This is a genomic window from Streptomyces sp. NPDC020362, assembly GCF_040642095.1.
GTDB lineage: Bacteria > Actinomycetota > Actinomycetes > Streptomycetales > Streptomycetaceae > Streptomyces.
In genome coordinates this window covers 1-23,969 of record NZ_JBFAET010000075.1, presented here as the reverse complement: position 1 = coordinate 23,969, position 23,969 = coordinate 1, and the positions used below count along the sequence as shown (strand labels likewise).

General features: G+C 70.6%; 20 protein-coding genes and 1 tRNA gene. 10 read left to right on the top strand and 11 right to left on the bottom strand.

Annotated elements, in window-relative coordinates; translation table 11 throughout:
* Positions 1 to 188: 188 nt before the first annotated feature.
* From AB0H32_RS25060 to AB0H32_RS25045, 4 genes are all read right to left on the bottom strand, one after another.
* Positions 189 to 659 (bottom strand): hypothetical protein, encoded by a 471-nt coding sequence (locus AB0H32_RS25060; protein WP_361124484.1) that lies wholly within the window; start codon positions 657 to 659, stop codon positions 189 to 191.
* Between the two features lie 68 nt (positions 660 to 727).
* The gene (locus tag AB0H32_RS25055) at positions 728 to 967 is read right to left on the bottom strand and encodes a hypothetical protein (protein ID WP_361124483.1); all 240 of its coding nucleotides are present in this window, start codon (positions 965 to 967) and stop codon (positions 728 to 730) included.
* 27 nt (positions 968 to 994) lie between these two features.
* Complete coding sequence (locus tag AB0H32_RS25050; RefSeq protein ID WP_361124481.1) at positions 995 to 1,858, bottom strand: lamin tail domain-containing protein; 864 nt, start codon at positions 1,856 to 1,858, stop codon at positions 995 to 997.
* A 20-nt stretch (positions 1,859 to 1,878) separates the two neighbouring features.
* The gene (locus AB0H32_RS25045; protein ID WP_361124479.1) at positions 1,879 to 2,493 is read right to left on the bottom strand and encodes a hypothetical protein; all 615 of its coding nucleotides are present in this window, start codon (positions 2,491 to 2,493) and stop codon (positions 1,879 to 1,881) included.
* 620 nt (positions 2,494 to 3,113) lie between these two features.
* On the opposite strand from AB0H32_RS25045, the gene AB0H32_RS25040 reads away from it, so the two are divergent.
* From AB0H32_RS25040 to AB0H32_RS25025, 4 genes are all read left to right on the top strand, one after another.
* Positions 3,114 to 4,895, top strand: coding sequence for a serine/threonine protein kinase (locus tag AB0H32_RS25040; protein WP_361124477.1), 1,782 nt, complete (start codon positions 3,114 to 3,116; stop codon positions 4,893 to 4,895).
* Between the two features lie 284 nt (positions 4,896 to 5,179).
* Positions 5,180 to 6,265 (top strand): hypothetical protein, encoded by a 1,086-nt coding sequence (locus AB0H32_RS25035; RefSeq protein ID WP_361124475.1) that lies wholly within the window; start codon positions 5,180 to 5,182, stop codon positions 6,263 to 6,265.
* Positions 6,266 to 6,297: 32 nt separating this feature from the next.
* The gene (locus tag AB0H32_RS25030) at positions 6,298 to 7,956 is read left to right on the top strand and encodes a polyprenyl synthetase family protein (protein ID WP_361124474.1); all 1,659 of its coding nucleotides are present in this window, start codon (positions 6,298 to 6,300) and stop codon (positions 7,954 to 7,956) included.
* Positions 7,953 to 8,642 (top strand): hypothetical protein, encoded by a 690-nt coding sequence (locus tag AB0H32_RS25025; RefSeq protein WP_361124472.1) that lies wholly within the window; start codon positions 7,953 to 7,955, stop codon positions 8,640 to 8,642. The genes AB0H32_RS25030 and AB0H32_RS25025 overlap by 4 nt, the downstream gene beginning before the upstream one ends.
* 722 nt (positions 8,643 to 9,364) lie before the next feature.
* Here the strand turns inward: AB0H32_RS25025 and AB0H32_RS25020 are convergent.
* The 4 genes from AB0H32_RS25020 to AB0H32_RS25005 all read right to left on the bottom strand — a co-directional run bounded on the left by AB0H32_RS25020 (position 9,365) and on the right by AB0H32_RS25005 (position 13,738).
* Positions 9,365 to 9,682 carry a hypothetical protein gene (locus tag AB0H32_RS25020; protein ID WP_361124470.1) on the bottom strand — a complete coding sequence of 106 codons (318 nt, stop codon included), beginning with the start codon at positions 9,680 to 9,682 and terminating at the stop codon, positions 9,365 to 9,367.
* A gap of 600 nt (positions 9,683 to 10,282) precedes the next feature.
* Positions 10,283 to 10,355: transfer RNA gene (locus AB0H32_RS25015), tRNA-Arg, on the bottom strand.
* A gap of 77 nt (positions 10,356 to 10,432) precedes the next feature.
* The gene (locus AB0H32_RS25010; protein WP_361124468.1) at positions 10,433 to 12,055 is read right to left on the bottom strand and encodes an IclR family transcriptional regulator C-terminal domain-containing protein; all 1,623 of its coding nucleotides are present in this window, start codon (positions 12,053 to 12,055) and stop codon (positions 10,433 to 10,435) included.
* 447 nt (positions 12,056 to 12,502) lie between these two features.
* Positions 12,503 to 13,738: a M6 family metalloprotease domain-containing protein gene (locus tag AB0H32_RS25005; protein ID WP_361124466.1), complete on the bottom strand. Its 1,236-nt coding sequence runs from the start codon at positions 13,736 to 13,738 to the stop codon at positions 12,503 to 12,505.
* A 470-nt stretch (positions 13,739 to 14,208) separates the two neighbouring features.
* On the opposite strand from AB0H32_RS25005, the gene AB0H32_RS25000 reads away from it, so the two are divergent.
* Both AB0H32_RS25000 and AB0H32_RS24995 read left to right on the top strand, forming a co-directional pair.
* Positions 14,209 to 14,850 (top strand): helix-turn-helix domain-containing protein, encoded by a 642-nt coding sequence (locus AB0H32_RS25000; protein WP_361124465.1) that lies wholly within the window; start codon positions 14,209 to 14,211, stop codon positions 14,848 to 14,850.
* Positions 14,851 to 15,134: 284 nt separating this feature from the next.
* Complete coding sequence (locus AB0H32_RS24995; RefSeq protein WP_361124463.1) at positions 15,135 to 16,673, top strand: MFS transporter; 1,539 nt, start codon at positions 15,135 to 15,137, stop codon at positions 16,671 to 16,673.
* 59 nt (positions 16,674 to 16,732) lie between these two features.
* Here the strand turns inward: AB0H32_RS24995 and AB0H32_RS24990 are convergent, their stop codons facing one another.
* On the bottom strand, positions 16,733 to 17,242 hold the full coding sequence (locus tag AB0H32_RS24990) for a MarR family transcriptional regulator (RefSeq protein WP_361124461.1): 510 nt from the start codon (positions 17,240 to 17,242) through the stop codon (positions 16,733 to 16,735).
* Positions 17,243 to 17,402: 160 nt separating this feature from the next.
* On the opposite strand from AB0H32_RS24990, the gene AB0H32_RS24985 reads away from it, so the two are divergent.
* Positions 17,403 to 18,194: a class III extradiol ring-cleavage dioxygenase gene (locus AB0H32_RS24985; RefSeq protein WP_361124516.1), complete on the top strand. Its 792-nt coding sequence runs from the start codon at positions 17,403 to 17,405 to the stop codon at positions 18,192 to 18,194.
* A 47-nt stretch (positions 18,195 to 18,241) separates the two neighbouring features.
* Here the strand turns inward: AB0H32_RS24985 and AB0H32_RS24980 are convergent, their stop codons facing one another.
* Positions 18,242 to 18,760: an N-acetyltransferase family protein gene (locus AB0H32_RS24980; protein WP_361124459.1), complete on the bottom strand. Its 519-nt coding sequence runs from the start codon at positions 18,758 to 18,760 to the stop codon at positions 18,242 to 18,244.
* A gap of 191 nt (positions 18,761 to 18,951) precedes the next feature.
* Between AB0H32_RS24980 and AB0H32_RS24975 the strand changes: the two genes are divergently transcribed.
* Together AB0H32_RS24975 and AB0H32_RS24970 are read left to right on the top strand one after the other, a co-directional pair.
* A complete protein-coding gene (locus tag AB0H32_RS24975) occupies positions 18,952 to 19,950 on the top strand; it encodes a sigma-70 family RNA polymerase sigma factor (protein WP_361124457.1) in 999 nt (332 codons plus the stop codon).
* Between the two features lie 579 nt (positions 19,951 to 20,529).
* Positions 20,530 to 21,237, top strand: coding sequence for a TetR family transcriptional regulator (locus tag AB0H32_RS24970; protein ID WP_361124514.1), 708 nt, complete (start codon positions 20,530 to 20,532; stop codon positions 21,235 to 21,237).
* Here the strand turns inward: AB0H32_RS24970 and AB0H32_RS24965 are convergent.
* Complete coding sequence (locus AB0H32_RS24965; protein ID WP_361124455.1) at positions 21,234 to 22,232, bottom strand: YafY family protein; 999 nt, start codon at positions 22,230 to 22,232, stop codon at positions 21,234 to 21,236. The genes AB0H32_RS24970 and AB0H32_RS24965 overlap by 4 nt on opposite strands.
* Positions 22,233 to 22,294: 62 nt before the next feature.
* Here AB0H32_RS24965 and AB0H32_RS24960 point away from each other — a divergent pair, with 62 nt between their 5' ends.
* Entirely contained in the window at positions 22,295 to 23,818 is a 1,524-nt protein-coding gene (locus AB0H32_RS24960) for an MFS transporter (protein ID WP_361124453.1), read from the top strand.
* Positions 23,819 to 23,969: the final 151 nt, after the last annotated feature.

The window sequence follows — 23,969 nt, the reverse complement described above, 5'->3', positions numbered from 1 at the left end:
GACACCTGCTGTGGGTGTTTTCCCTGGACGGGTTGTGACCTGCGGAAATGTCGCCCAGGTGCTGCGCTGTGCTTCCCACGCGCGGAGGGACTGCTGGTCGCAGCCCCTCCGCGAGGCGATCAGCCGGCGGTTCGACCCGGTCCGGCACGGAGGCCGTGGGGCATGACCGCCTGGTCCAGGGAGGCCGGTCAGTCCTCGTTGGGGTCGAGGACCCGGGCCTTGAGCCTGACCGGATTGGCGCTGCCGACCGTGAGCTGTCCGTCGGTGTAGCGGCCGGGTGTTGCTCCGTTGACCGCGGAGATCTGGGCCGAGTAGCCCAGCGCCTCGGTGTTGTCGGAGAAGTAGGGGTTCTGGGTGAAAGCCAGGGTGCGTCCGCCGTCGGAGAGGGTGCCCTGGGTGGTGTTCATGTTGCTCTTTGCCTGCATCGTGTTGACGTCGTGGTAGGCCCAGGAGAGCCAGCCGGTGAATGCGAAGCCCGTGGGGGCCTTGAGGGTGAAGGTGATGTCGCCGGGGTTCACCGGGGTCGGGATGGTGCTGACGATGCCGAAGGCGAGCTGGGTCGGGACTCCACCCGGGGCATCCTCGGGGATGCCCTGCTGGAAGATGTAGAGCTTCTTTTCGTCACCCTGCTTGACGGGCGACTGGGTCTGGGTGGCCATGCGGACTTCCTTTCTGCGAACGCGCCGGCGCGTGAGAGGTATCGCGCAGCGCGGGTCTGGGTGGTCGCTCAGTCCTCTTCGCCGGGGTCGAGGACTTCACCCGGGAGCTTGGCCGGGGGCGCGGTGCCGATCTGGGCGGTGCCGTTGGTGTAGCGGCCGGGCCGGGCACCGTCGGCGGCTTTGATGCCGCAGATGCAGACGAGGACGCCGCGGCCTTCTTCGTCGGTGCAGACGTGGGGGCGTAGGTGAACCTGAAGGCCGTCTTTGCTGACGTGCCTGGCGACTGGTGGGGCCGAAGCCGGTCGCACCAGTCGCGGAGAGGCCGTTGGGCGTTGCTACGGCGCGCCGGTCCTGTTGAAGCCCCTGTCCAGGTAGGGGTACTGGTCCACGACGAAGCCGTCGTGGACCAGGCGGCCGATGCCGCCCTGGTCGCGCCAGACCTCCTCGGAGGAGCCGAAGGAGAATCCGCCGAACTCCTGGTGGACCTCGTCCGTGTAGACCCGGTAACGCTGGCCGGGCTGGATGACTGTCCCTGGAGGGAAGGTGTAGGCGTGCCCGGTGGGCTTGCTCTCCAGGACCCAGCCGGTCAGGTCCTGGGGCGCGCCGCCCTGGTTGAAGATCTCGATGTATTCGTCGGGCTGGCCCGTGCCGTTGCCCAGGTAGCGCAGGCCGGAGATGATCACGTCCGGCTCGTCGAAGGTGAACATGCAGACGACCTCGGCGAAGTTGACTCCGCCCTCGGGGCTGCGGAACTGCCGGACGATCTGGCCGTTTTGCTTGAACCCGCTCAGGACTGCCCTGTACTGCTTGCCGTCGATCGTGACCGGCTGAGGGTGGATGAACTCCTGAAGGTCGACCAGATCGTCGTCCACGGGACTGCTCCCGGTGGTGTTGGGTGTCTCGTAGTGATGGAAGGCGAAGTTCAGATCGGTCGTGCTGCCGTCCTCGAACATGACGTTGATGGCGAGCATGACGTTGAACCGGTCCGGACTGACGCTGGTGGGCAGATTGCGGTGCACGAAGGTACCGACGACGAACTCGGTGCCGTCGAGCTGGACGTCCGCGGCCGAGCCGCGGAACTGGTACCCGCTCTGGGAGCCGCTGCTGCCCCACCTGACGTCCGCGGTGCCCAGCCCGTTGATCGGGGAGACGGCCGGGGTGGTGGAGGGGAAGACGCCGGAGGTGACGACGGTGGTCATGGTGTGTGACTCCTGCTCTCTCAGTCCTCGTCCTCGACGACCTCGGCCTTGAGCTTGGCCGCGGGCGCGGTGCCGATCTGGGCGGTGCCGTCGGTGAAGCGGCCGGGCTTGGCACCGTCGGCGGCCTTGAGACCGCAGATGTAGACGATGCAGTCCTTGTCCTGGCCGTTCGTGTTCAGGTGCACGTGATAGGTGAAGGTCAGAGTGCGCCCGTCGTCGCTGACCTTGGCCTGGACGGGCGGCAGGCCGCCTCCCGTGGTCTGGTCCATGCGCTTGTACTGGGCGCCCACCATGCCGTTCCAGCGGAATCCGGTGGGTGCGGTGAAGACGTGCTCTCGCTCACCGGCGTCGACGGTCTCGGTCCAGTTCGGTGTACGGACGCAGATGTTGATGGTGGTGCCGAGGCCGCCGGGGGCGTCCTCGACGCCGCCTTCCTGCCAGACCACGAGGTCCAGCTTCTGCGCACGGCCCTGTTCGTAACCCCAGTCGTAGCCGTTCGCGTAGTGGTCCTTCTCGCCGCGTGTGCCGTCGCGCGGCGGGTCGGCGTGGGGGCGTCCGGCGAGCGCGTCGGCCCGCCCCTGATCCTCCCCCCGTTTGTAGGCTTCCTTCTTCGCGGACTGCACTTCAGTGGCCATCTCCGAGTCCTCCTGGGCTGTGATCGAAGCGTGCGCAGAGCGGGGACGGCCCTGCGCGGATCACCCCGGCACGCGGGCGCCGGACAGGGCCTGGCACCGCATGCCGCGGGGGAAACGGAGCACAGAGGCGCCATGAGCGGTGCCGGGGAGACGGGCACAGGGCGCCGTCGGCGGCATCGTCCGGGCGCCGCGCAGCAAACGGCATGCACCGGGCCGCCATCCCACGTTCATCGTTAGCCCGGCACGTGAGGGTGCTATGCCGCTGATACCCCATTTGGAATACAAGATCGATTATGTGCCACTTGTTCGAGTGGAGCTGAGGCACGCGGGGGCGCACGGTTGCGGAGCGCAGTAACCCCGCGCTCCCCCTGAAGCCGTCGGCACACGAGGGCGCCTCCCCCCTTCCGCCTGCCGCCGTCCGTCATCGACAGCGGCTCCTCCCTCATGTGGGTGGAGTGCTCGGTGCGCTGCTCCTGCGGGGGTCGGCCCGGCCGGTATGCAGGGGGCTGTCAGTGACGGCCCGGAAGGGAGACGGACATGCGGGTGACGAAGCCACGGAGCGTGAGAGACGCCGTTCGGGCGCCACTGCCACCGCGACGGTGCCGGGCGGTGATGGCGTGATGGCGAAGGCTGCGGCCCGGACACGGAAGGCGGTCACCCCCGACCGACAGGCCCCGCTCGTCACCGTGGCGGGAAACGGCACCGCCGGATTCTCCGGAGACGGGGCATCGGCGACGGAGGCGCAGTTGGCCTTCCCCGCGGATGTGGCCGTGGGGCAGGGGGCTGTGTTCATCGCCGACCACGCCAACCACCGGGTCCGCCGGATCGACGGCGCCGGTGTGCTGACGACGGTCGCCGGGGACGGGCTGCGGGGCTTCGCCGGGGACGGCGCGGATGCGGTACGAGCCCGCCTCGGTTTCCCGTCGGCCCTCGCGGTCGGCGCGGACGGGGGCGTGTTCGTCGCCGACGAGATGAACCACCGCATCCGCCGGATCGACCCCTCGGGCGTCATCGACACCGTTGTGGGAGACGGCTCCCGCGGTGGTGACGGCGACGGAGGCCCCGCCGACCGTGCCCGGCTCGATTCCCCGTGTGCCCTGGCCGTGGACGGCGCGGGATCACTGTATGTCGGGGAAGCAGGCACGCCCCGGGTGCGCAGGGTCGGCGGCGACGGAATCATCAGCACGGTCGTCGCGGTATCGGGAGGGGCCGCGGGCTCCGGTGCGGCCGACGCCGGCGAGGCGTTCTTGCCCGCAGCTCTGGTGGTCGACGCATCGGGGCGGCTGTACATCGCCGACCCGGTGGGCCGCCGGGTGCTGCTGCTGGACCCGGACGGAACGCTTCGGGTGCTGGCGGGACCGCCGGAAGGGAGCGTTGGCAGCGCGGCGGTCGACTGGAGCGCCCCGTGCGCCGCGGCGATCGACGCCCAGGGTGCCGTCTACGTCGCCGACATGAACGGCCACCGCGTGTGGAGGCTGGCCGACGGAGCGGCTCGCGTCGTCGCGGGACCGGATCCAACGGCTGGTGAGGCGGCTCAGGGCGGCGACGCGGCGGATACCGTCATCGGCGCCTCGCTCGCCTATCCCTGCGGTCTGGCCGTGGACCCGGCCGGTCGGCTGCTCGTCGCGGACAATTTCCACCACCGCATCGTGGCCCTGCCACTCCCCACCGCTCCCGTCCAAGTCGTCGAACCGGCACCGGACGAGAAGCCGGAGCCGAGACCGGAGGCAGAAGGGGAGCCGAAGCCGAAACCCGAGCCGGATGAGAAGCCGGACAAGAAGCAGGAGGCGGAAGGGAAACCAAAGCCGAAACCCGAGCCGGAAGGGAAACCCGAACCGGAAGAGAAGCCGAAGCCCGAACCGGAAGAGAAGCCGAAACCCGAACCGGAAGAGAAGCCGAAGCCCGAGCCGGAAGGGAAACCCGAACCGGACCGCGAAGCCGACAGTGCTCGGGGCGGAAAGGAGTCTGCCGCGACGGCCGCGCGGTTGCTGGTACGCCAGGAAGGCGGAGTGGAAATCTCGTGCGGCGGGAGTGAGTTGCTCCATGTGCGGGTCTCGTCCACCGATGCCTGGGCCCCCGGGCGCGTGGAGCACGGCTTCACCGCTCCGACAGGTTTTGTTTTCGACGGCCGGGCGACGTGCGCGTACTACCGCGTGGACGGCTCCGTGGTGGCCGCACCGGAGCCGACGGCAACAGTGCGCGAGAAGGGCAGGTCGATGTCCGTCACGGACGAGCCGAGTCTGAACACTCGCGGCAATCCCGCGGCGGCTCTGGTGTACACCCTCGGCGTGCGGGCCCGGCCCGATGCGGCGCCGGGCCGGTACACCGACGGACGAGCGCTGATCGCGGGACAGCCGGAGGTACGCCTGAAAGCGAGCGTTCTCGGCGACGACGAGGACTGACGACGAGGACTGGCTACGAGGACTGGTGACGAGGACTGGTGACGAGGACTGACGAAGAGGACTGACTGCGAGCACTGACGACGAGGACTGGCGAAGAGGACCGGCGAGAGCCGGTGCGCGAGCCGGCGCAAACCCTGAGCCGTCTGTGGCGTACCGCCTGCCATGGACGGTTCTTTGCGTTCTCAAACTCCACATGGGGAAGTAAACGTTTCTGTGCTCCCAGGTCACCCTCCCTGTCATTACTCAATGTGACATTGAGCGAACGTTGAGTTAGCTTTCGGAACGTGCTCACCTCGACACTGCCGAGCCTCGGGCCTCCGGGACCCTTCCCGAATGCCCCGCTCACCCATCCCCTCGATCGCAAATGGCTGCACTACGCCTTCCTGTCCCGGTGCGGCCGACAGGCCCTGATCGCCAACCTGTCCGTCCTGGGGTCCTCCACCGGCGCGGTCTTCGCGGATCCGGGCGCTCCGGTCACCGGGCGGCGCAGCGGCACCGGCACGGCGGCCGAGGGACAGCACATGGCGATCCTCCTCGTCTACGAGGAGGGGCACGGCTGGAGTGCGACGCAGTTCAACGCCGAACAGCCCGAACTGCCCTGGTCCGCCTTCCGGTTACCGCACCCCCGCGGTGAGTCCGGCGCGTTCCGGGTGGCGGCCCGGCCGGCGGCACCGGCGGCCGATGTCCGGCTGACCCGGACCAGCAGGCCGTGCACTTCGCAGTGCGCGCCCTTCGGCGAGGACGAGTACCTGCGGTGGCAGTCGGAGCCCGGTGTCCTGGGCGAGGGAACCCTGCGGCATCGCGACGGCACGGTCACCATGACGGACCTGCTCGGCTACCACGAACGGGTGCGTGGCCGGTGGTCCTGGCCCACGCTGGGCGGCTGGGTGTTCGGCTTCGTCAACGACCCCTCCGGCCCCGCCGGTGCAGCTCCGCCCTCGGCGGTGGTCTTCACCCTGATCCAGCCCACGCGTCCGGCGGACGCGGCCAACGGATCGGTGATGCTGTGGCGCGACGGGCGCATGGTGCGCCACTTCCCGCGCCGTAACCTGCGGGTCGCGGTCAGCGGCAGCCTGGACCGCGACCGGGTGGCGATGGTGCCGCCGCTGGCGGACATGCTGGGCACCCCGCCGATGGCCGCGGTACCCGGCCGGCTGCTGATCACCGCCCGGCTCGGCGACGACCGGCTCGTCCTCGACTTCCGTTCGTACACGGCGGGCCGCATCGTCAACCCGTCCGAGACGAGCCTGCACCCCTTCAGTGTCCACGAGACCCTCGGCCCGTGCACGGTGGAGGGCCGGGTCGGCGGACGTCCCATCGCCTTTCGCACCGAGGGCATCGTGGAGTTCGCCGGGGGTGCCCATGACTGACCGGCAGTACCCACGACTGACCGGTGGTGCCCATGACTGAGACCATGCCCGCGCCCGAGTTCACGGGCGCCCGGCTGCTGGACGAGACCGTCACCGCACTGTCCGACCGGGCACCGGCCATCCTCGCCGCCGCCGCCGACCAACTGCGCGACATCCGGCTCGGCCTGCACTTCAACGACGGCAGCCAGGCCACGCTCACGGCGCGGCACAGCCGAATCGTCGTACACCAGGAGCGCTGCCCGGACCCCGACGTCGAGGTCGCCTTCGACGACCGGGCCATGAACCTGCTGTTCGACCTCCAGCGCCCACCCGTCGACCAGGTACTCCCCGACAGCCTCGACGTCCGTGGCTCCCAGGAGGACACCCTGGCCGTGTGGCGCGCCTTCATGCTGATGTCCCAGCGCGCGGCGGGCCTGCGCAGCATGCAGGAACTCTGGGGCGCCTACCGTGAACAGGCACCCCAGCTGTGGGGCAGCGCGGCACCGGCCGAACAGGCGCAGGTCGGCGCGCCGGTCGACTGGACCGCGCTGGACTTCCTCGCCCGGCGCTCTCCCGAGGACGCGCCCGCACCACCCCCACTGATCGGCGACACCACCATCAGCGCCCCGCGCCTGCTGTGGGACGGATACACCAGCACCAGCTGGTCGCTGGAAGACGCCGTCCGCGACGCGGACCTGATGGAGACCATGCGCCGCTGCCGGGCCCGCACCAACGAGGAGATCGACCGGCTGATGCCGGACCGCGAGCCGCGCGCCGAGCTGTATGACCTCATGCGCTCCTACCCCTCGCGGCAGGGCAAGGGCCTGCGACCCACCCTCACCATCGCGGCCTGTGCCGCCTTCGGCGGACGACCCGACGACGCCGTACGCGCCGCCGCCGCGCTGGAGCTGTTCCACAACGGCTTCCTCGTCCACGACGACATCGCCGACGAGTCCACCCACCGCCGCGGTCTGCCCACGATGCACGAGGAACACGGTCTGGGCCTGGCGGTGAACGTCGGCGACGGGCTGAACCTGCTCGCCGTCGACGCAGTCCTGTCCAACCTGGAGACACTCGGCCTGGCCCGCACCCTCGGCCTCATCCGCGAGACGCTGCACATGTGCCGGGAGTCCATCGAGGGCCAGGCCATGGAACTGGGCTGGATCCGCCACGACGTCGTCCCCGAGGCGGACGACGCCTACTTCACCATGAGCACCAAGAAAACCGGCTGGTACACCTGCATCAGCCCGTGCCGCATCGGCGCCGTCTGCGCCGGCGTGACCGACCCGGCCGTCCTGGGCCGGTTCGACGAGGCGTTCCGCCTGATCGGCATCGCCTTCCAGATCCAGGACGACATCCTCAACCTGGTCGGTGAGGAGGCCCTCTACGGCAAGGAGCCCCTCGGGGACCTGCTCGAAGGCAAGCGCACGGTGATGCTGATCCACCTCTTCCGCACCGCATACACCCACGAACGCCCCCGCCTCTTCGACGTCCTGCGCCGACGCCGCGTCGACAAGACCCAGCAGCACGCCGAGGAACTCCTCGCCGCGATGCGGCGGCACGGCTCCATCGAGTACGCCACCGACCTCGCCGACCGGCTCGCCGCCGAAGGCATCACACGCTTCGAAGAAGACCTCAGCGTCATCCCCGAAAACGAAGGCAAAGCCGTCCTGCGGCAGATCGCCCACTACGTCACCTCAAGGCCACTGTGACCACCACCACGACCACACCCCCGCCGGCCGACGCCCACGCCACCGGCCCGCTGACCCCGACCGACCACCGGGCGTTCGCCTTCCTCGGCCAGGTCAACAGCCGCCTGCGCCAGCGCCTGTGCACCCTTGCCAGGCACGGCGTGGCGCTGCGTCTGCGCGAGCCCGACCGCGCCCGCCTCCTGCTCGACACGGTCCGGCCCTGGCCCCTCTACAAGGGTGGCCAGTTCCTCTTCGACCTCATGGAGTGGGAGGACCTCATGATTGACGGTGACCCCCCGCCCCTGGAGCCCGTCGAGCAGATCGTCTCCGCCTGCACCCTGCCCGTGCAGTGGCTCGCCGCCACCACGGCGGAGGCCCCCGCCGCGACGAAACTGATCCCCGGCCAGCGCACCGCCGCCGCCCTCGACCTGCCTCTACGCCTGCTGGCCACCACCGCGCGCGCCGCCTTCCAGGGCGCCGCGAAGGACCTCACGGACCTGCTCGGCACGCCTGCTCCCCAGGACGAGATCGACGACGACACCGGACAGGCCGCGGCTCCGGGCGCGGATGTCGAGGGCGGCGATGGCGAACTGCCGTCCCTGGAAGCAGGGTTCTACCTCTACGAGGACGTCATCCTCGGCGCCCTCGTCGTCCTGGGGCCACTCCTGGCCGACCACGCGCCCATCGCCACCACGCCCCCCACCTAGCCAGGCCGGGTGTCCCTTCGGAATACCCATCGCCGGGCCGGGGATCTGGCGGCATGCGACGGATCGCGGGGGCACCAGGACCGAGGTCGGGCTTGAGGGCGGCCCGCATCACCGGCTCAAGACGCTCGACCAGCTTCTCGTACCGCGCCGGCCGGCTCATCCTTGACGGGCACCCTGCACAGCTCCCCACCATCCGCGCGCACGGCATGCGTGCCATAGCCATATGTGTGCTGCAAGCGCAGGAGCCCTCCCGTCCGCTGGACGGAAGGGCTCCTGGCCTGCTGTTTCCCTGCGCCTCCGGCAGGATTCGAACCTGCGACACCCGTTTTGAGGAGTCCGATCCGGGGCCGCTCCGGCCGCTCCCGCCGCTGCCGTCGACTGGTGCGACAGCCGGACAGAGGCGCTGGTCTACGCCTCCCTCCGGCCTCGTTGATGTCAGCCGTGGATGCCAGAAGCCTTCGGATCCGTAGCTCTACAGCTCTACGCGGATCGGTCGCTGACGGCCATATCGTCGCGCTGCTTCTCTGAAGGCCGGCCGCTACTGAACGTTGGCGGTGCGGTACCCGGGCAACAACCGCACGATGCGGCACGTGGCCGGAGGGCCGAAGACCGAAAGGAGAACGGTCTTCGGCCCTCCGGCTGGGTGTGGTGGGCATGCCGGCTGTGACGACGCGTGGCAGAGGGTGTGGGCCTCCGCGTCACAGCACAGCCTCCAAGGCGGGCTAGCGGTGGCCGAGGTAGCGGTCGCGGTCGCGGTCCCAGCCCCGGTCGCGGTCCCAGCCGTGGTGCCCGCGCCGGTCGCGGTCCCAGCCCCGGTCGCGGTCCCAGCCGTGGTGCCCGCGCCGGTCGCGGTCCCAGCCCCGGTCGCGGTCGCCGAAGCGGCCGTCGTGGTCGCTCCTGTGGCTGTGCGGGTAACCCCTCCCGTTGTCGCGGTCAGGGCCGGCCCCGGCGGCCAGAGCTGGCATGGCGGCCGCGCCGACGAGTGCGCCCGAAGCCACCCAGGTGGCGATCAGGCGGACCGTCGTACGAGAAACAGGCATGAATCTGTCACCTCACGTTCGTGCACACCGACCCTGGTCGGGGCTGGGCGTGCTATCCGAAATTCCCGGCTCGGTGCCGAGGTCCCACACTGTGGCCCTCCACGACGACACCAGACCGAGGAAACGATTCGCGTTACAAAGCGCAGATATGTCCGTAACTCTCCCTTGTATCGGCCATTGATGCTGGAGAGGAGTAGGGGTGCCGGCCCTGTCCCGGCTTGGAATCATGCCGAGAGCAGGGAAAAGAGCAGCTGACGGTCCGTGACACTCTTGGCTGTCTCGCTGTCTCAGCTCCTTCGAACGGTCCAATGGGTTCAGTAACGACGGGGGGCCTCTGTTCGGGGGACCCGCGGCGATCCGGTCGATCGGCGGCAGGGCGTCGCCGTGATTCCGGGACGTTTGGCGGAAGCAGCCTTCGCGGCCTGGAGGCCAGGGCCGGGGCGAGGGTGGCCAGTACCTCCACGGCGTTGGCGAGGCGGCCAGGCCCGGGTCAGCACCCGCTTGGCCCCTGGCATACGTGTCACATCCACCGGGTGAGCCGGTTGTCAGACCTGGATGCAAAAGGGCACCTACAGCGATCTGTAGGTGCCCTTCATCGTGTGCCCCCGGCAGGATTCGAACCTGCGACACCCGCTTTAGGAGAGCGGTGCTCTATCCCCTGAGCTACGAAGGCCCGGCACTCGGTCCACAGGGTACCGGATCAAGTGCCGGGCGCGTGAAAGTCCGGCCATGCCGGGGAAGGTGCATGCGTCAGGTCGGTGGGACGGGGGTGAAGCGGGATGCCGTGTGGAGGTCCGTCTGGAGGCGGTCGGCGGTGGTGCGCAGGGCGGGGAGGAGGTCGTGGACGCAGTCCTCGAGGGTGCGGCGGGCCGGGTGGGTCGCCACGTTCAGGGCCGCGACCGCCCGGCCCGCCCGGTCCCGTACCGGAACGGCGATCGATCGCAGCCCCGACTCCAGCTCCTGGTCGACCAGGGCGTAGCCCTGGGCGCGGACCGCGGCGAGGGCGTGGGGCAGGGGCCCGGAGCTGTCCGCGAGGAGGACGCGGCCCAGGGACGTCGAAGCCGCGGGCAGCCGCGCGCCCACCGTGATGTCCACGGTCAGGACGCGGCTCGCGCCGGCCCCTGCCGTGTACTGGATCTCCGCGTCCGGGGCCGCTCCGGTGCCCGGCGCCAGGATCGCCAGTGCCGTCGGCTCGTGCAGCCGGCTGGCGAGGTCTCTGAGGTGGGGCTCGGCGAGGCGGGACAGCGTGGTGCGGGACAGGGGAGGGAAGCCCAGGTCCAGGACGCGGGGCGTCAGCGTGAAGGCGCGGTCGGCGGCCGGGGCCACCAGGCCGAGGTACTCGTAGGTGATCAGAGCCCGGCGGGCCGTCGCGCGGGCCAGGCCGGTCGCCCGGGCCACCTCGGTCAGGGTCAGCGCCGAGCGGCCCTCGCCGAACGCGGTCAGCACGGTCAGGCCCCGGGCCAGGGACTCGACGAACTCCCGGCCCAGCTCGTGCTTGGACGCCGTCGTCCAGGTCGCCAGGCCCGAGGGCGGCGGGCCGGGCCGCGGCGGCGCGGCCTCGCGCAGGTCGGCCTCCATCGCCGCCACCGCCGTACGCAGCCGGGGGAGCAGCACGGCACGCAGTTCGGCCGCCGAGTGCCTGCTGGTGTGGCTCACCACGCTCGCCACGCAGGATGTGCGGCCGGTGCCCGGTTCCCGTACCGGTGCGGACACCGCGACCAGCCCCGGTTCGATCAGCTGGTCGTCCAGCGCCCAGCCGTCCCGCCGGGCCCGCTCCGCCCGCTCCTCGAAGTCGTCCGCGGTGGCCGACGGTGGAGGTGGTACGGCTGGGAAAGCGGCGTCCTCGGGATCCTCCGTCCGCCGGGAGCGCCACCGCTGCCAGTCCGCCTCGGTCCAAGTGGCCGCGAACAGCGGGCCGGGCGCGGTGCGTTCGGCCGGGAGCAGGTCGCCGATACGGAAGCTCACTGACATCGCGCGGCGGCGGGTGGCCTGGTGGATGAAGCGGATGCCGTCCAGATCGGCGACCGCGAGCGACACCGACTCGTCCAGTTCGTCGGCGAGCGCGTCGGCGCGCGCGTCCAGCAGCGCGGGCAGGCGCAGGGCGGCCAGGTAGGAGTTGCCGAGCTGCATCACGTGGGGGGTGAGGACGACGTCCCGGCCGTCGGGACGGACGTATCCCATGCGGGCGAGGGTTGCGATGATCCGGTCGACCGTGGAACGAGCGAGCCCGGTGGCCCGCTCCAGTGCGCCGGGGCTCAGTGTGCCGCCCGCCTCGGTCAGCCGCCGCAGCACCGCGATCCCGCGGATCAGCGGCGCGACCGCCTCGGCCGGCGGCCCACCGGCCACGTCGTGCAGTGCGGTCTTCGCGGGCATCGGCTCTCCGGTACGGCGTTCGGGCAGGCCTACGGTAAACCCGCCCGGCCTCACCATCAGCGTCGCCTCTGACTGCCTGCGGTGGTCTTCAGCGTCGCCTCTGACTGTGTGCCGTGGCTTTCAGCGTCTTCTTCCGCTGCGTGTCGTGGCCTTCAACGCCGTCTTCGCTGCGTGCCCTGGCCTTCAACGCCCTCTTCGCTGCGTGCCCTGGCCTTCAACGCCCTCTTCGCTGCGTGCCGTGGCCGTGGCCGTGGCCTTCAGGGCCTTCTTCCGCAGGGTGCCGTGACCTTCAGCGCCGTCTCTCGCCTTCCCGCTGTCGGTCTTGAGCCCCGCCTCTTGCCGTCCGCCGTCGGGATTCAACCCCCACCTCCCGCTCCCCGCCCCTGCCCGTCGGCCTCCCCTGCCCGTCGGCCTCCCCTGCCCGTCGGCCACCCCTTCTATCGCTCTCTACCGCCGCGTCACGCGCACCTTGTACTCCCCGTCGGCACCCACCCCCACCACCTCGACCGTGATTCCGTGACGGGGGTCCTTGAAGCGTTCGCCGGGGCCGAAGGGGGCGTCGGAGAGTTCCGTGTGGACGTTGGGGCTGCGGGTGCAGCCGCCGCTGCCCCGGTGGGCGTCGAAGACCGTGACCGGGCCGCGGCCGGTGTCCACCGTGGCGTCGACCTTGTAGATGAGGATGCCCGGCTTGCACACCGCCTCGTCGTTGCCCCCTTGCGTACGCAGCTCCATCGCGTACGTGGTGCGCGCGTCGACGGGGATGAGGATCAGCTTTCCGCCGCCCTTCTTGTACAGCGGCGTCAGTGTGTACTCGGCGCTGCCCTTGGCCGCCGCGCAACCGACCTGGGAGCCGTCCAGCCAGCCCAGCTTCCACTTGTGCCAGCCGAGCAGGTCGTTGTCGGCCCCCCAGTCCTCGCTCATGATGTCCCAGTGCCCGACGGCGCCCCCGCCCTCCTGGGTGTACAGGTCGGGCAGCCCGAAGGTGTGGCCGTTCTCGTGCGGCAGCACCCGGTAGCCGGTGCGGGAGTAGGAACCGGAGCCGTCGTCCTGGCGGGAGTAGACGAAGGACGCGTTGGCGACGGGGACCCCGTCGGCGACCGGGGCGTCGGAGTTGCCGGCGAAGGTCACGGACAGCACCGTGTCCAGGGCGGAGGGGCCGGCGTTCGGGGTGATCAGCACGTTCAGCAGGTCGTACGAGCGGAAGTCCACGTCGGGATCGGCGGCGGCCACGATGTCCTGCACCAGCTGCCGGTAGCCGGGGTCGAAGGGGGCGCCGCGCTCTATGCCGTACGCCTTGAACGGTTTGGGCATGCGCAGCCAGGTGGGGATGGGGGCCTCGGGGTGGTAGTCGAGGCGGCCGTACGACGCTCTGCTGAACCACTCCTGGGTCTGCGGGAAGAACTCGTGGAAGCGGTCGAGCGCGTTGCCCTTTCCGGGCGCGTCGGAGAAGTCGATCATCAGGGTCAGGGCGTGGACCGTGCCGGTGGAGCGGGAGTAGCCGGCCGGGGTGGGCACCCCTTCCGTCATCTGTACGTCCGCGCCGCCGTGGATCATGCAGGGCAGGAGGGCGGAGGAGCGGCCCAGGCCGATCGGCCCGGCGGTGGTGGGCGCCGTCAGATGCCCTGTCCCGGCCGAGGTGCTGACCGCGAGGGTCAGAAGGGTCACCGCGGCGAGAGCGGCCACACGGCGCCGGCATATGCGGCACGGGCGGATACGGCGTCCGCGTATGCGGCACCGGTGGGTACGGCGCGGGTGTATGCGGCGGCGGGGCTTCTGCGGCTGCATGCATGGACCTTCCGCTCCACGGCAGCCGCCGTCGGCGACGACGCCGCCCCGGTGTCCGGCTGCACCCTTGCGCTCACCCTGTGTCGCCGCGGCACAGGGCGCGCGCTGGGGGAGACCGATCGTGGGAATCCGGCGCGAGCAGGTGTGAAACACCCGGTGGGATCCGTTTGAGCCGGACCTCGTCCGAGGGGTGTGGCGCCCAGTGAGGGAATGTGGCCCAGCTCACATGAGTTTCTTCCGGTGGCGGGAAATAACCGGGGAACCTCTCCCCGTTTAGACCTGTGTCCGAGCGAAACGGGGACTGCTTCCCCGGATCGCCCTCACCACCGTCATCAATCTCCACGACCGATCGACCCAAGGAGTACGCCGTGCAGACCGCGACCCCCGTGCGCAAGGTGGCCCGGCCCCGCGCCGACGCTCTGCGCAACCGGGAGCGGATCGTCACCGCCGCCCGGGAGATGTTCGTAGAGCACGGCCCCGATGTGCCGCTCGACGAGATCGCCCGCCGGGCCGGCGTCGGCAACGCCACGGTGTACCGCAACTTCCCCGATCGTGACGCCCTCGTCCGCGAGGTCGTCTGCTCCGTGATGGGCCGTACGGCCGAGGCGGCCGAGCGGGCCCTCGCGGAGACCGGGGACGCGTTCGCCGCTCTGGAGCGTTTCGTGCACGCCGCCGCCGACGAGCGGATCAGCGCGCTGTGCCCGATGGTCTCCAGCACCTTCGACCAGCACCACCCCGACCTGGAAGCGGCTCGGGGACGGATCGAGCGGCTCGTCGACGAGATCATGAGCCGCGCCAAGACGGCGGGGCAGCTCCGGGCCGATGTGGGAGTCGGCGACCTGCTGGTCGTCGTGGCCCAGCTCAGCCGGCCCCCGGCTGGTACGGACTGCCTGTTCAGCGACCGCTTCGTCCACCGTCATCTGCAGCTCTTCCTGGACGGACTGCGGGCCCCGGCCCGCTCCGCCCTGCCCGGCAAGGCCGTCACCATGGAGGAGCTGCGTCAGAACTGACCGCTTCCCCGATCGCGCCCGCCCTCGCCGGCACCACCTCATCGCGGGCGCAATCGTGATCCCTACCTCGACCGACTCGACCTCGACCGACTCGACCTCGACCTCGACCGACTAGACCTCGACCGACTCGACCTCGACCTCGACCTCGAACGACTCGACCTCGAACGACTCGACCGCGACCGATTAGTTCCGTGCGGCACATCGGTCCACACGACACGCACGCCACCCAACGACCGTCACGACCTGCTCTTTTTCCGTCACGAAGTCCCGAAGTGGGTACCCCCATGTCCGAACCAGCCCTCAAGGCTCCCCGCGTAGCCGCGTCCAGCGGCGACGCCAACCGCTGGAAAGCGCTCGTCTTCATCGCGCTCGCCCAGCTGATGGTCGTCCTCGACGCCACCATCGTGAACATCGCCCTGCCCTCCGCCCAGACGGACCTCGGCATATCCGACGGCAACCGGCAGTGGGTCGTCACGGCCTACGCCCTCGCCTTCGGTGGGCTGCTGCTCTTCGGCGGCCGGGTCGCCGACCTGTGGGGCCGCAAGCGCGCCTTCGTCATCGGCCTGACCGGCTTCGCGGCGGCCTCCGCGCTCGGCGGCGCGGCCACGAGCGGTGCCATGATGTTCGGCGCCCGCGCCCTGCAGGGTGTCTTCGGTGCCATGCTCGCGCCCGCCGCGCTCTCCCTGCTCGCCGTGATGTTCACGGACGCCAAGGAGCGCGCCAAGGCGTTCGGCATCTACGGTGCGATCGCCGGTGGCGGTGGCGCCGTCGGCTTCATCCTCGGCGGTGTGCTGACCGAGTACCTGGACTGGCGCTGGACGTTCTTCGTGAACATCCCGTTCGCGATCGTCGCGGCCGCCGGTGCCTACTTCGTCATCCGTGAGCCGGAGGGCGGCCGCAACCGCTCCCCGCTCGACCTCCCCGGAGTCGTCCTGTCCACCCTGGGCCTGGTCTCGCTGGTCTACGGCTTCACCCGCGCCGAGTCCGACGGCTGGGGCGACACGGTGACCGTCTCCCTGTTCGTCGCGGCGGCGGTCCTCCTGCTGGCCTTCGTCTTCACCGAGACCCGGGTCAAGGCGCCGCTGCTGCCCCTGCGTGTGGTCACCGACCGCAACCGCGGTGGCATCTACCTCTCCCTCGGCATCGCGATCATCGCGATGTTCGGCACCTTCCTCTTCCTGACCTACTACCTGCAGGTCGTGAAGGGCTACTCGCCGATCAAGACCGGCTTCGCGTTCCTGCCGATGATCTTCGGCATGATGGTCGGCTCGACCCAGATCGGTACCCGTCTGATGACCCGGGTCCCGGCCCGGCTGCTGATGGGCCCCGGCTTCCTGGTCGCCGCGTCCGGCATGTTCCTGCTGACGCAGCTGGAGATCGGGTCGTCGTACGCCTCGACCATCCTGCCGTCGATGCTGCTGCTCGGCCTCGGCATGGGTACGGCGTTCATGCCGGCCATGTCCCTGGCGACCCTGGGGGTCGAGCCCCGGGACGCCGGTGTCGCCTCCGCGATGGTCAACACCTCCCAGCAGGTGGGCGGCGCGATCGGCACCGCCCTGCTGAACACGATCGCCGCCTCCGCGACGACCGCGTACGTCAAGGACCACATCGCCGCCGCCACCACCAAGCAGCAGCGCGGCCTGGTCCAGCTGCAGGGCATGGTGCACGGCTACACCAACGCCATCTGGTTCGCCGTCGGCATGCTGGTGCTCGCCGCGGTGATCGTCGTGACCTTCGTCAACGCCGGCCGTCAGGACTCCACTCCCGTGGCCTCCGGTGACGGTGTCGAGGACGAGGTCCCGGTGCCGGTGGTCGCCCACTGAGGCACCGAGGCGGTGCGCCACTGGGGCAGTGAGGCGCTGGACCGCAGGAACGAGAGGCCCTAGCGCAGCCAGGGCAGGTCGGCACCCGCTTCGTTGGGCTGGAGGCCCTCGGCGACGATCTCCATGATCTCGCCGAGGGCCTTCTGCTGTTCCGGGGTCAGCCGCTCGAACAGCGCCTGCCGTACGGCGGCCACGTGGCCGGGCGCGGTGCGCCGCAGCACGTCGGCGCCCTCGTCGGTGAGCACGGCGAACTGGCCGCGCTTGTCGGAGGGACAGTCCTCGCGGCGGACCCAGCCGTTCTTCTCCAGGCGTGCGATCGCGTGCGACAGCCGGGAACGGGTGATCTTCGACCTCATCGCCAGCTCCGTCATCCGCAGCCGGCGGCGCGGCGCCTCGGCGAGGCCGACGAGCAGTCCGTAGTAGATGTGGGGCATGCCCGCGTCGCGCTGCAGCTGCCGGTCGAGATGGTCCTCCAAGAGGGTGGTGGCGTGCAGGTAGGAGCGCCAGACGCGCTGCTCCTCGTCGGTGAGCCAGCGGTGCCGGTCCGCGGAGTCGCTTGCCGTGTTCATGTGTCCCACTGTACGGGGCATCTCCTTGAAACTTGAACAAGTTGGGCGTACGCTGTCGTGTGAAGCTTGAGAGTTAAAACATCGGGGCCGTCCAGAGCACCCGAAGCATCCGAAGCCGCTGGACGTGTCCGAAGTATTCGAAGCAATGGGAGCCGCCGTCGTGTCCGCCGCCGCCCAGGAGCGCATGCCCGCCCTCTACCTCAGCCATGGCGCCCCGCCGCTCGCCGACGACCCGGTCTGGCCCGGCCAGCTCGCCGCCTGGTCCGCTGATCTGCCGCGCCCCAAGGCGATCCTGATGGTCTCGGCCCACTGGGAGGAGGCCCCGCTCGCCCTCGGCGCCGTCCGGACCCTCCCCCTCGTCTACGACTTCTGGGGCTTCCCCGAGCACTGCTACCGGGTCCAGTACGCCGCCCCCGGCGCGCCCGCGCTCGCCGAGTCCGTCCGCAAGCTGCTGCGTGCCCCCGGCGTCCCCGTCCAGGACATCCCCGACCGCGGGCTCGACCACGGCGCCTACGTCCCCCTGGTCGAGATGTTCCCCGCCGCCGACATCCCTGTCCTGCAGATGTCTCTGCCCACCCTCGACCCCCGGCGTCTGATGGACATCGGCCGCAAGCTCGCCCCGCTGCGCGACGAGGGCGTGCTGATCGTCGGCTCCGGCTTCTTCACGCACAACCTGGCCGCGCTGCGGTACACGGGCCGCGGAGTACCGACCTGGTCGTCCGAGTTCGACGACTGGGGCAGGGGAGCGCTGGAGGCGCGCGACTGGGACGCCTTGCTGGACTTCCTCGACAAGGCTCCGGCCGGCCGTTACGCGCACCCGCGCACCGAGCACTTCGCCCCGCTCTTCGTCACCATGGGCGCGGCCGAGGCGGGCGGTGAGCTGGATGCGCAGAAGTCGGTGATCGACGGGTTCTGGATGGGGATGGCGAAGCGGTCGGTGCAGTTCGGCTGACCTGCGCGCCCTTCTCGTGCGCCGGCCTGGGGGTCCTTCTCGTGCGCCTACAGGTCCTTCTCGTACCAGGCCACGTCCCAGTAGCGGCCGAACTTGCGCCCGACCTCCCGGTAGGTGCCGACGTACCGGAAGCCGAAACGGGCGTGCAGCCGCTCGGAGGCCTGGTTGGGCTGGGCGATGCCGGCGTAGGCGCGGTGCACGTCCTCGTCGGCCAGGATCTTGAAGAGGGCGTCGTAGAGAAGGGTGCCGATTCCGCGGCCGCCGGCGTCGGGAGCGACGTAGACCGATGTCTCCACGGATGTCGAGTATGCGGGCTTCGGCCGGTAAGGGCTGGATGTGGCGTACCCCAGAATTTGCTGAGAGTCCGCCTCCGTGGCAACCATCAGGCGGTATGGGCCGTCTTCCGGGTGGGAGAGCAGCCAAGGGCGGCGCTTTTCCGCAGTGAAGACCGCCGTGTCGAAGGTGATGGCCGTCTCGCGTACGTAGTGGTTGTAGAGGGCTGTGAGGGCTTCGAGATCCCCCTCGACTCCCGGCCTGACCTGCACCTCTGTACGTCCGGCCGACATCACGCCTCCCTGTGTGGCGGACAGGGTACTGCATGATCAGAAAAATAGGGGAGCGGGTTGGGAATTCTGTCCGGATTCCAGTCGTTGTTTCCCACGGATGCAGGGCACTCCAGGAGAGTCCCAGAGACAGTCCCCGGAGTGCTGAGCGTCCGACAGGACCACCCGCCAGCCCACCACGCAAGGGAGCACGCATGGCAACCCGTGCCGTCGCCCGTCGTCAGTCCGCCACCGGCGAGACGGGCGACTCGGCAAGCAGTGTTCGCGCCCATGGCGGCGAGATCGCCGACCGCGACCTGGTCGGCATGTACCTCGACGAGATCGCGCGTACGCCGCTGCTCGACGCCGCCAAAGAGGTCGAGCTGTCCCAGACCATCGAGGCGGGTGTGTTCGCGCGGCAGGTCCTCGACGGATTCGAGGACAGCGAGACGGACGCCAGCCGCGAGGAGCTGGAGGCCCTGATCGCCGCGGGCGAGCGGGCCAAGGACGTCTTCATCCGCTCCAACCTCCGCCTGGTCGTGGCGGTGGCCCGGCGCTACCCGCGCAGCGGCCTGCCGCTCCTCGACCTGATCCAGGAGGGCAACGCCGGTCTGGTGCGCGCCGTTGAGAAGTTCGACTACCGCAAGGGCTTCAAGTTCTCGACGTACGCCACCTGGTGGATCCGTCAGGCCATCACCCGCTCCATCGCCGACCAGTCCCGTACGATCCGGCTCCCCGTCCATCTGGTGGAGGAGCTGGGCCGCATCCGGCGCGTCCAGCGCGAGTTCAACCGTGAGAACGGGCGCGACCCCGAGCCCACGGAAATCGCCACCGAGCTGGGCTCGACGCCGGAGCGCGTGACCGACGTGCTCGACTGGTCCCGGGACCCGGTCTCGCTCAACATGTCGGTGGACGACGAGGGCGAGACGCAGTTCGGCGACCTCCTGGAGGACACCTCCGCGGTCTCCCCCGAGCAGTCGGTGCTCACCCTCCTGCGCAGCGAGGAGCTGGACGGCCTGATCGGCCGCCTCGACCAGCGCACGGCCTCCATCATCAAGATGCGGTACGGCATCGAGGACGGCCGTGAGCGCACCCTGACCGAGGTCGGCAAGGAGCACGGCCTGACCCGCGAGCGCATCCGCCAGATCGAGAAGCACGCGCTGCTCGAACTGAAGAAGCTGGCCCGCCAGACCGGCTTCGACGCGGCGGCGTAACGGGGCGTACGCCCGCTTCGGCCGCGTACGCCCGGTGCCCGAAGACGGCGCAAACATGGCGCGCTACCGTCGCTTCAACTCCGGGGCCCGAGGGAAAAACCCTTGCGAGCCCAGGAGTTGAGCCCCGGGGACCGCACTCCCGCCCCCCCACACGCACCACTCGGCACGACGAACAGCCGGCACGACCCACCATCTGTATGAGCCACGTCCCGACGCACATCCCCCCCGGCGCCGGGACCTTCCAGAGCCGGGCTCCGGCGCCTACCCCCCCCAGGCGCCGGGGCCCGGCTTTTTGCCTGCTGCCAGGGGCGCTGCGGGGTGGCCGTCCGAGGGGCGTGAGCGTGCGCGAACACGGCGGACAGGCTGAAGCCGACGGACGGGCTGAAGACGGCGGACACGCTGAAGTGGCGGGCCACCCCGTACCTGAACCCCGGGGTGGCCCGCCGGATGGCAGATTCTGCCACACCGGCATAGCCTGCCGAGGTGAGCACCCCCCGCACCACCGGCACCACCGTCCACGAGCAACTTTCAGCCTCCGCCCCGGCGTCCCTCACGGAGCGCCGCAAAGCGGAGACCCGCATGGAGATCGCCCGCGCGGCGGCCGCCCTCTTCGTCCGCCAGGGCCTGCGCACCACCCGTGCCGAGGACATCGCCCAGGCGGCGGGCATCGCGCCGCGCACCTTCTACCGGTACTTCGCCTCCAAGGAGGAGGCGGTGGCCCCCCTCTACGCGGCAGGCGCCGAGCGATGGACCCAGGCGGTGCGCGAGGCCCCGCCCGCCCTCACCGTCCCCGAGGCCCTGCGGCACGCGGTCGACCGGACCCTCACCCCCGGCATCGCGGTCTCGGCGTCGTCCTGGGAATGGGTCCGCACCCTGATCCGCCTGGCCGACGCCAGCCCGGCACTGCGGAAGGTCTGGGCCGAGGTCTGCCAGGCCTCGGAGAGCGCGCTCGCGGAGATCCTCGCGCAGCGGCTGGCCCCGGCGGGGGAGGGCACGGCGGACAATTTTGCCGCCCCGAAGGTCGCGGAGGTCGCGGAGGTCGCGGTGGCCGCGGTGGCTCCGGAAGCTCGGGAGGTGCTAGGGGCCCCGGAGGTCCTGGTCAGCCCCCGCCTCCGCTTCGCGGCGGCCGTCGCCGGCGCGGCGGTCCGCGTGGCCGTCGAGAACTGGGCGACCACCACAGCCCCGGCCACCGGCCCCACCGGCCCGGCCTCCCTGGCCCTGCAAAACCTCGACGCCCTGGGGGACTTCGGGTGGGGGCAGCAGCCGTACGGCCGCATCCCCGGCTAGTTCCCCTCGGGTTTCCCCGTCCCCGTCCTCGCTCCCGCCCGGCTCAGCCGTCCCCCCAACTCCCTCACACACTGCGCCAGTTCATCCGGCATCCGCACCGTGAACTCGCACCCCACCATCGCCAGCCGCACCGCCAGCCACTCCACGGGATCCCCGCTGCTCCCGCGCAGCACGCACCCGCCCCCGTCGCCCTCCGCCTCCGGCACTCCGACCCACGCCGGCACCCGCGACGAAACCGTCTCCGCCGACCCGGCGAACCACACCTCGAACCCGTACGTCTCCTGGCGCCGCGGCCGGATCGACCGCCGCAGATACTCCGCCGCGTTCTCCGCGGGCAGCTCCCGCGGAGCGAACCGCACTCCGGTCGCCAGCGGTTCCGTCACCCGGTCCACCCGGAACGTCCGCCAGTCCTCCCGCCCGAGGTCGTAGGCGACGAGGTACCAGCGCTGCCCCGTCGACACGAGCCGGTACGGCTCGGTCAGCCGCCGCGACTCGCCCCCGTCCTTGTCGCGGTAGGCGAACCGCAGCCGCTCCCGCCCGGCCACCGTCGACGCCATCACGGTCAGCGTCTCGGGCGCGATGCTCGCCCCGTCCCCATGGGTCAGTTGCGTCGTCGCGGCCTGGAGCGTCGACACCCGGTGCCGCAGTCGCGCCGGCAGCACCTGCTCCAGCTTCGCCAGCGCCCGCACCGACGCCTCGTCCACCCCTTCGACCGCGTGCCCGGCCCCGGCCCGCAGCCCGACGGCGATGGCCACCGCCTCCTCGTCGTCGAGTACCAGCGGCGGCATGGCCTTGCCCGCGACCAGCCGGTATCCGCCGTCGGAGCCCATGCTCGCCTGTACGGGATATCCCAGTTCCCGCAGCCGGTCGATGTCCCGGCGCACGGTGCGGCGGGACACCCCGAGCCGGTCGGCCAGCTCACTGCCGGGCCACTCGCGCGGGGTCTGCAGGAGGGAGAGCAGCTGAAGGAGCCGAGCCGGAGTGTCCGTCGTCATACTTTCGAGAATGCCGCACATCTAGGACACGATCTGACCTAGAGGCCTTCTACCTTGAAGTCATGACCTCCACGGAACAGACACTCACCGCTCAGCAGGCGGCCGGCGACCGCCGCCGATGGTTCGCGCTCGCGATCGTGATGACCGCGGCCTTCATGGACCTCGTCGACGTCACGATCGTCAACATCGCGATCCCCTCGATCCAGCAGGACGCGGGCGCGTCCCTCAGCCAGATCCAGTGGATCACCGCCGGGTACGCCCTGGCCTTCGCCGCCGGGCTGATCACGGGCGGCCGTCTCGGCGACATCCACGGCCGCCGGCGGCTGTTCCTCATCGGCATCGCCGGTTTCACCGTGGCCTCCGCGCTGTGCGGCTTCGCGGCGAACCCGGAGATGCTGGTCGCCTCCCGCATCCTGCAGGGCGGCATGGCGGCGATGATGGTCCCGCAGGTCCTGTCGATCGTGCACGCCACCTTCCCCGCCCACGAGCGCGGCAAGGTCTTCGGCCTGTTCGGCGCGATAGTCGGCCTCGGCGCGGTCTCCGGGCCGCTGCTCGGCGCCCTGCTGACGGAGTGGAACCTGTTCGGCCTCCAGTGGCGCCCGATCTTCCTGATCAACCTGCCCGTGGGCATCGCCGCCTTCCTCCTCGGCCGTCGCTACATCACCGAGTCCCGCGCGCCGAAGGCCATGAAGCTGGACCTGGTCGGTGTCGCCCTGGTGACCCTGGGCCTGCTGATGCTGCTCTACCCGCTCACCCGCGGCCGCGAGCTGGGCTGGCCGCTGTGGGGGTACGTCTCGATGGCCGGCGCGTTCGGTGTCTTCGCGGCGCTGGTGGCGTACGAGCGACGCAAGGCGGCCCGGGACGGCTCCCCGCTCATCGAGCTGTCGCTGTTCCGCGTGAAGAGCTTCGCCGCCGGTATCGCCGTACAGACCGTCTTCGGTGTCGCGCTCGGCATCTTCTTCCTGGTCTGGACGCTGTACATGCAGATCGGTCTGGGCTGGAGCCCGCTGCACGCAGGCCTGACCGGTGTGCCGTTCTCCCTCGCGGTCTCCACGGCGGCCGGGATGTCGGTGCAGAAGCTGGTCCCGCGGTTCGGCCGCAAGGTGCTCCAGGCCGGCGCGCTGGTGATGGCGACGGGCGTCCTCCTCTACATCTGGGAGTCCCACCGCTACGGCCTCGCCATCGCCTCCTGGCAGATGGCGCTCCCGCTGGTCGTGATGGGCGCCGGAATGGGCCTGATCGTCGCCCCGCTGACGGACGCGGTCCTCTCGGAGGTGCCGCGTGAGCACGCCGGGTCCGCGTCCGGCCTGATCAACACCGTGCAGCAGATGGGCAACGCGCTCGGCCTCGGCCTGGTCTCGGTGGTGTTCTTCGGTGTGATCGGCGACCGGCTGACCCGCGCCCAGGTGGGCCCCGCCTTCGTGAACGGCTTCGAGCACGCCCTGTGGTGGGTGGCCGGTGTGATGGGCGTGATCTTCCTGCTGATGTCCGCCCTGCCCAAGCGGCCCGCACAGCACGTGGAGGGTGCGGCCCCGGCCGAGCCGGAACTCCCGGTCGAGGACAAGGAGCCCGAGTTCGCGCGGTGACGCCCGGCGGAGGTCCGTTACCAGCATCTCGTCGTGGTTCCGGGGGGGCGGCGCCCAGCGGGGGGGGGTCCGTAGGCCGCGGTGGCCTGGGGGGGGGGGGGGCCCCCCCCGCCGGGCGGGGGTGCGGGGGTGGGCGGTGGCCCGGGGGCGC

What these genes read in the sequence shown, in the direction of transcription:
- AB0H32_RS25060 (WP_361124484.1), bottom strand. Translation starts at nt 659, where the DNA reads ATGGCCACCCAGACCCAGTCGCCCGTCAAGCAGGGTGACGAAAAGAAG.
- AB0H32_RS25050 (WP_361124481.1), bottom strand. Translation starts at nt 1,858, where the DNA reads ATGACCACCGTCGTCACCTCCGGCGTCTTCCCCTCCACCACCCCGGCC.
- AB0H32_RS25045 (WP_361124479.1), bottom strand. Translation starts at nt 2,493, where the DNA reads ATGGCCACTGAAGTGCAGTCCGCGAAGAAGGAAGCCTACAAACGGGGG.
- AB0H32_RS25040 (WP_361124477.1), top strand. Translation starts at nt 3,114, where the DNA reads ATGGCGAAGGCTGCGGCCCGGACACGGAAGGCGGTCACCCCCGACCGA.
- AB0H32_RS25030 (WP_361124474.1), top strand. Translation starts at nt 6,298, where the DNA reads ATGACTGAGACCATGCCCGCGCCCGAGTTCACGGGCGCCCGGCTGCTG.
- AB0H32_RS25020 (WP_361124470.1), bottom strand. Translation starts at nt 9,682, where the DNA reads ATGCCTGTTTCTCGTACGACGGTCCGCCTGATCGCCACCTGGGTGGCT.
- AB0H32_RS25010 (WP_361124468.1), bottom strand. Translation starts at nt 12,055, where the DNA reads ATGCCCGCGAAGACCGCACTGCACGACGTGGCCGGTGGGCCGCCGGCC.
- AB0H32_RS24995 (WP_361124463.1), top strand. Translation starts at nt 15,135, where the DNA reads ATGTCCGAACCAGCCCTCAAGGCTCCCCGCGTAGCCGCGTCCAGCGGC.
- AB0H32_RS24990 (WP_361124461.1), bottom strand. Translation starts at nt 17,242, where the DNA reads ATGAACACGGCAAGCGACTCCGCGGACCGGCACCGCTGGCTCACCGAC.
- AB0H32_RS24980 (WP_361124459.1), bottom strand. Translation starts at nt 18,760, where the DNA reads ATGTCGGCCGGACGTACAGAGGTGCAGGTCAGGCCGGGAGTCGAGGGG.
- AB0H32_RS24975 (WP_361124457.1), top strand. Translation starts at nt 18,952, where the DNA reads ATGGCAACCCGTGCCGTCGCCCGTCGTCAGTCCGCCACCGGCGAGACG.
- AB0H32_RS24970 (WP_361124514.1), top strand. Translation starts at nt 20,530, where the DNA reads ATGGAGATCGCCCGCGCGGCGGCCGCCCTCTTCGTCCGCCAGGGCCTG.
- AB0H32_RS24965 (WP_361124455.1), bottom strand. Translation starts at nt 22,232, where the DNA reads ATGACGACGGACACTCCGGCTCGGCTCCTTCAGCTGCTCTCCCTCCTG.
- AB0H32_RS24960 (WP_361124453.1), top strand. Translation starts at nt 22,295, where the DNA reads ATGACCTCCACGGAACAGACACTCACCGCTCAGCAGGCGGCCGGCGAC.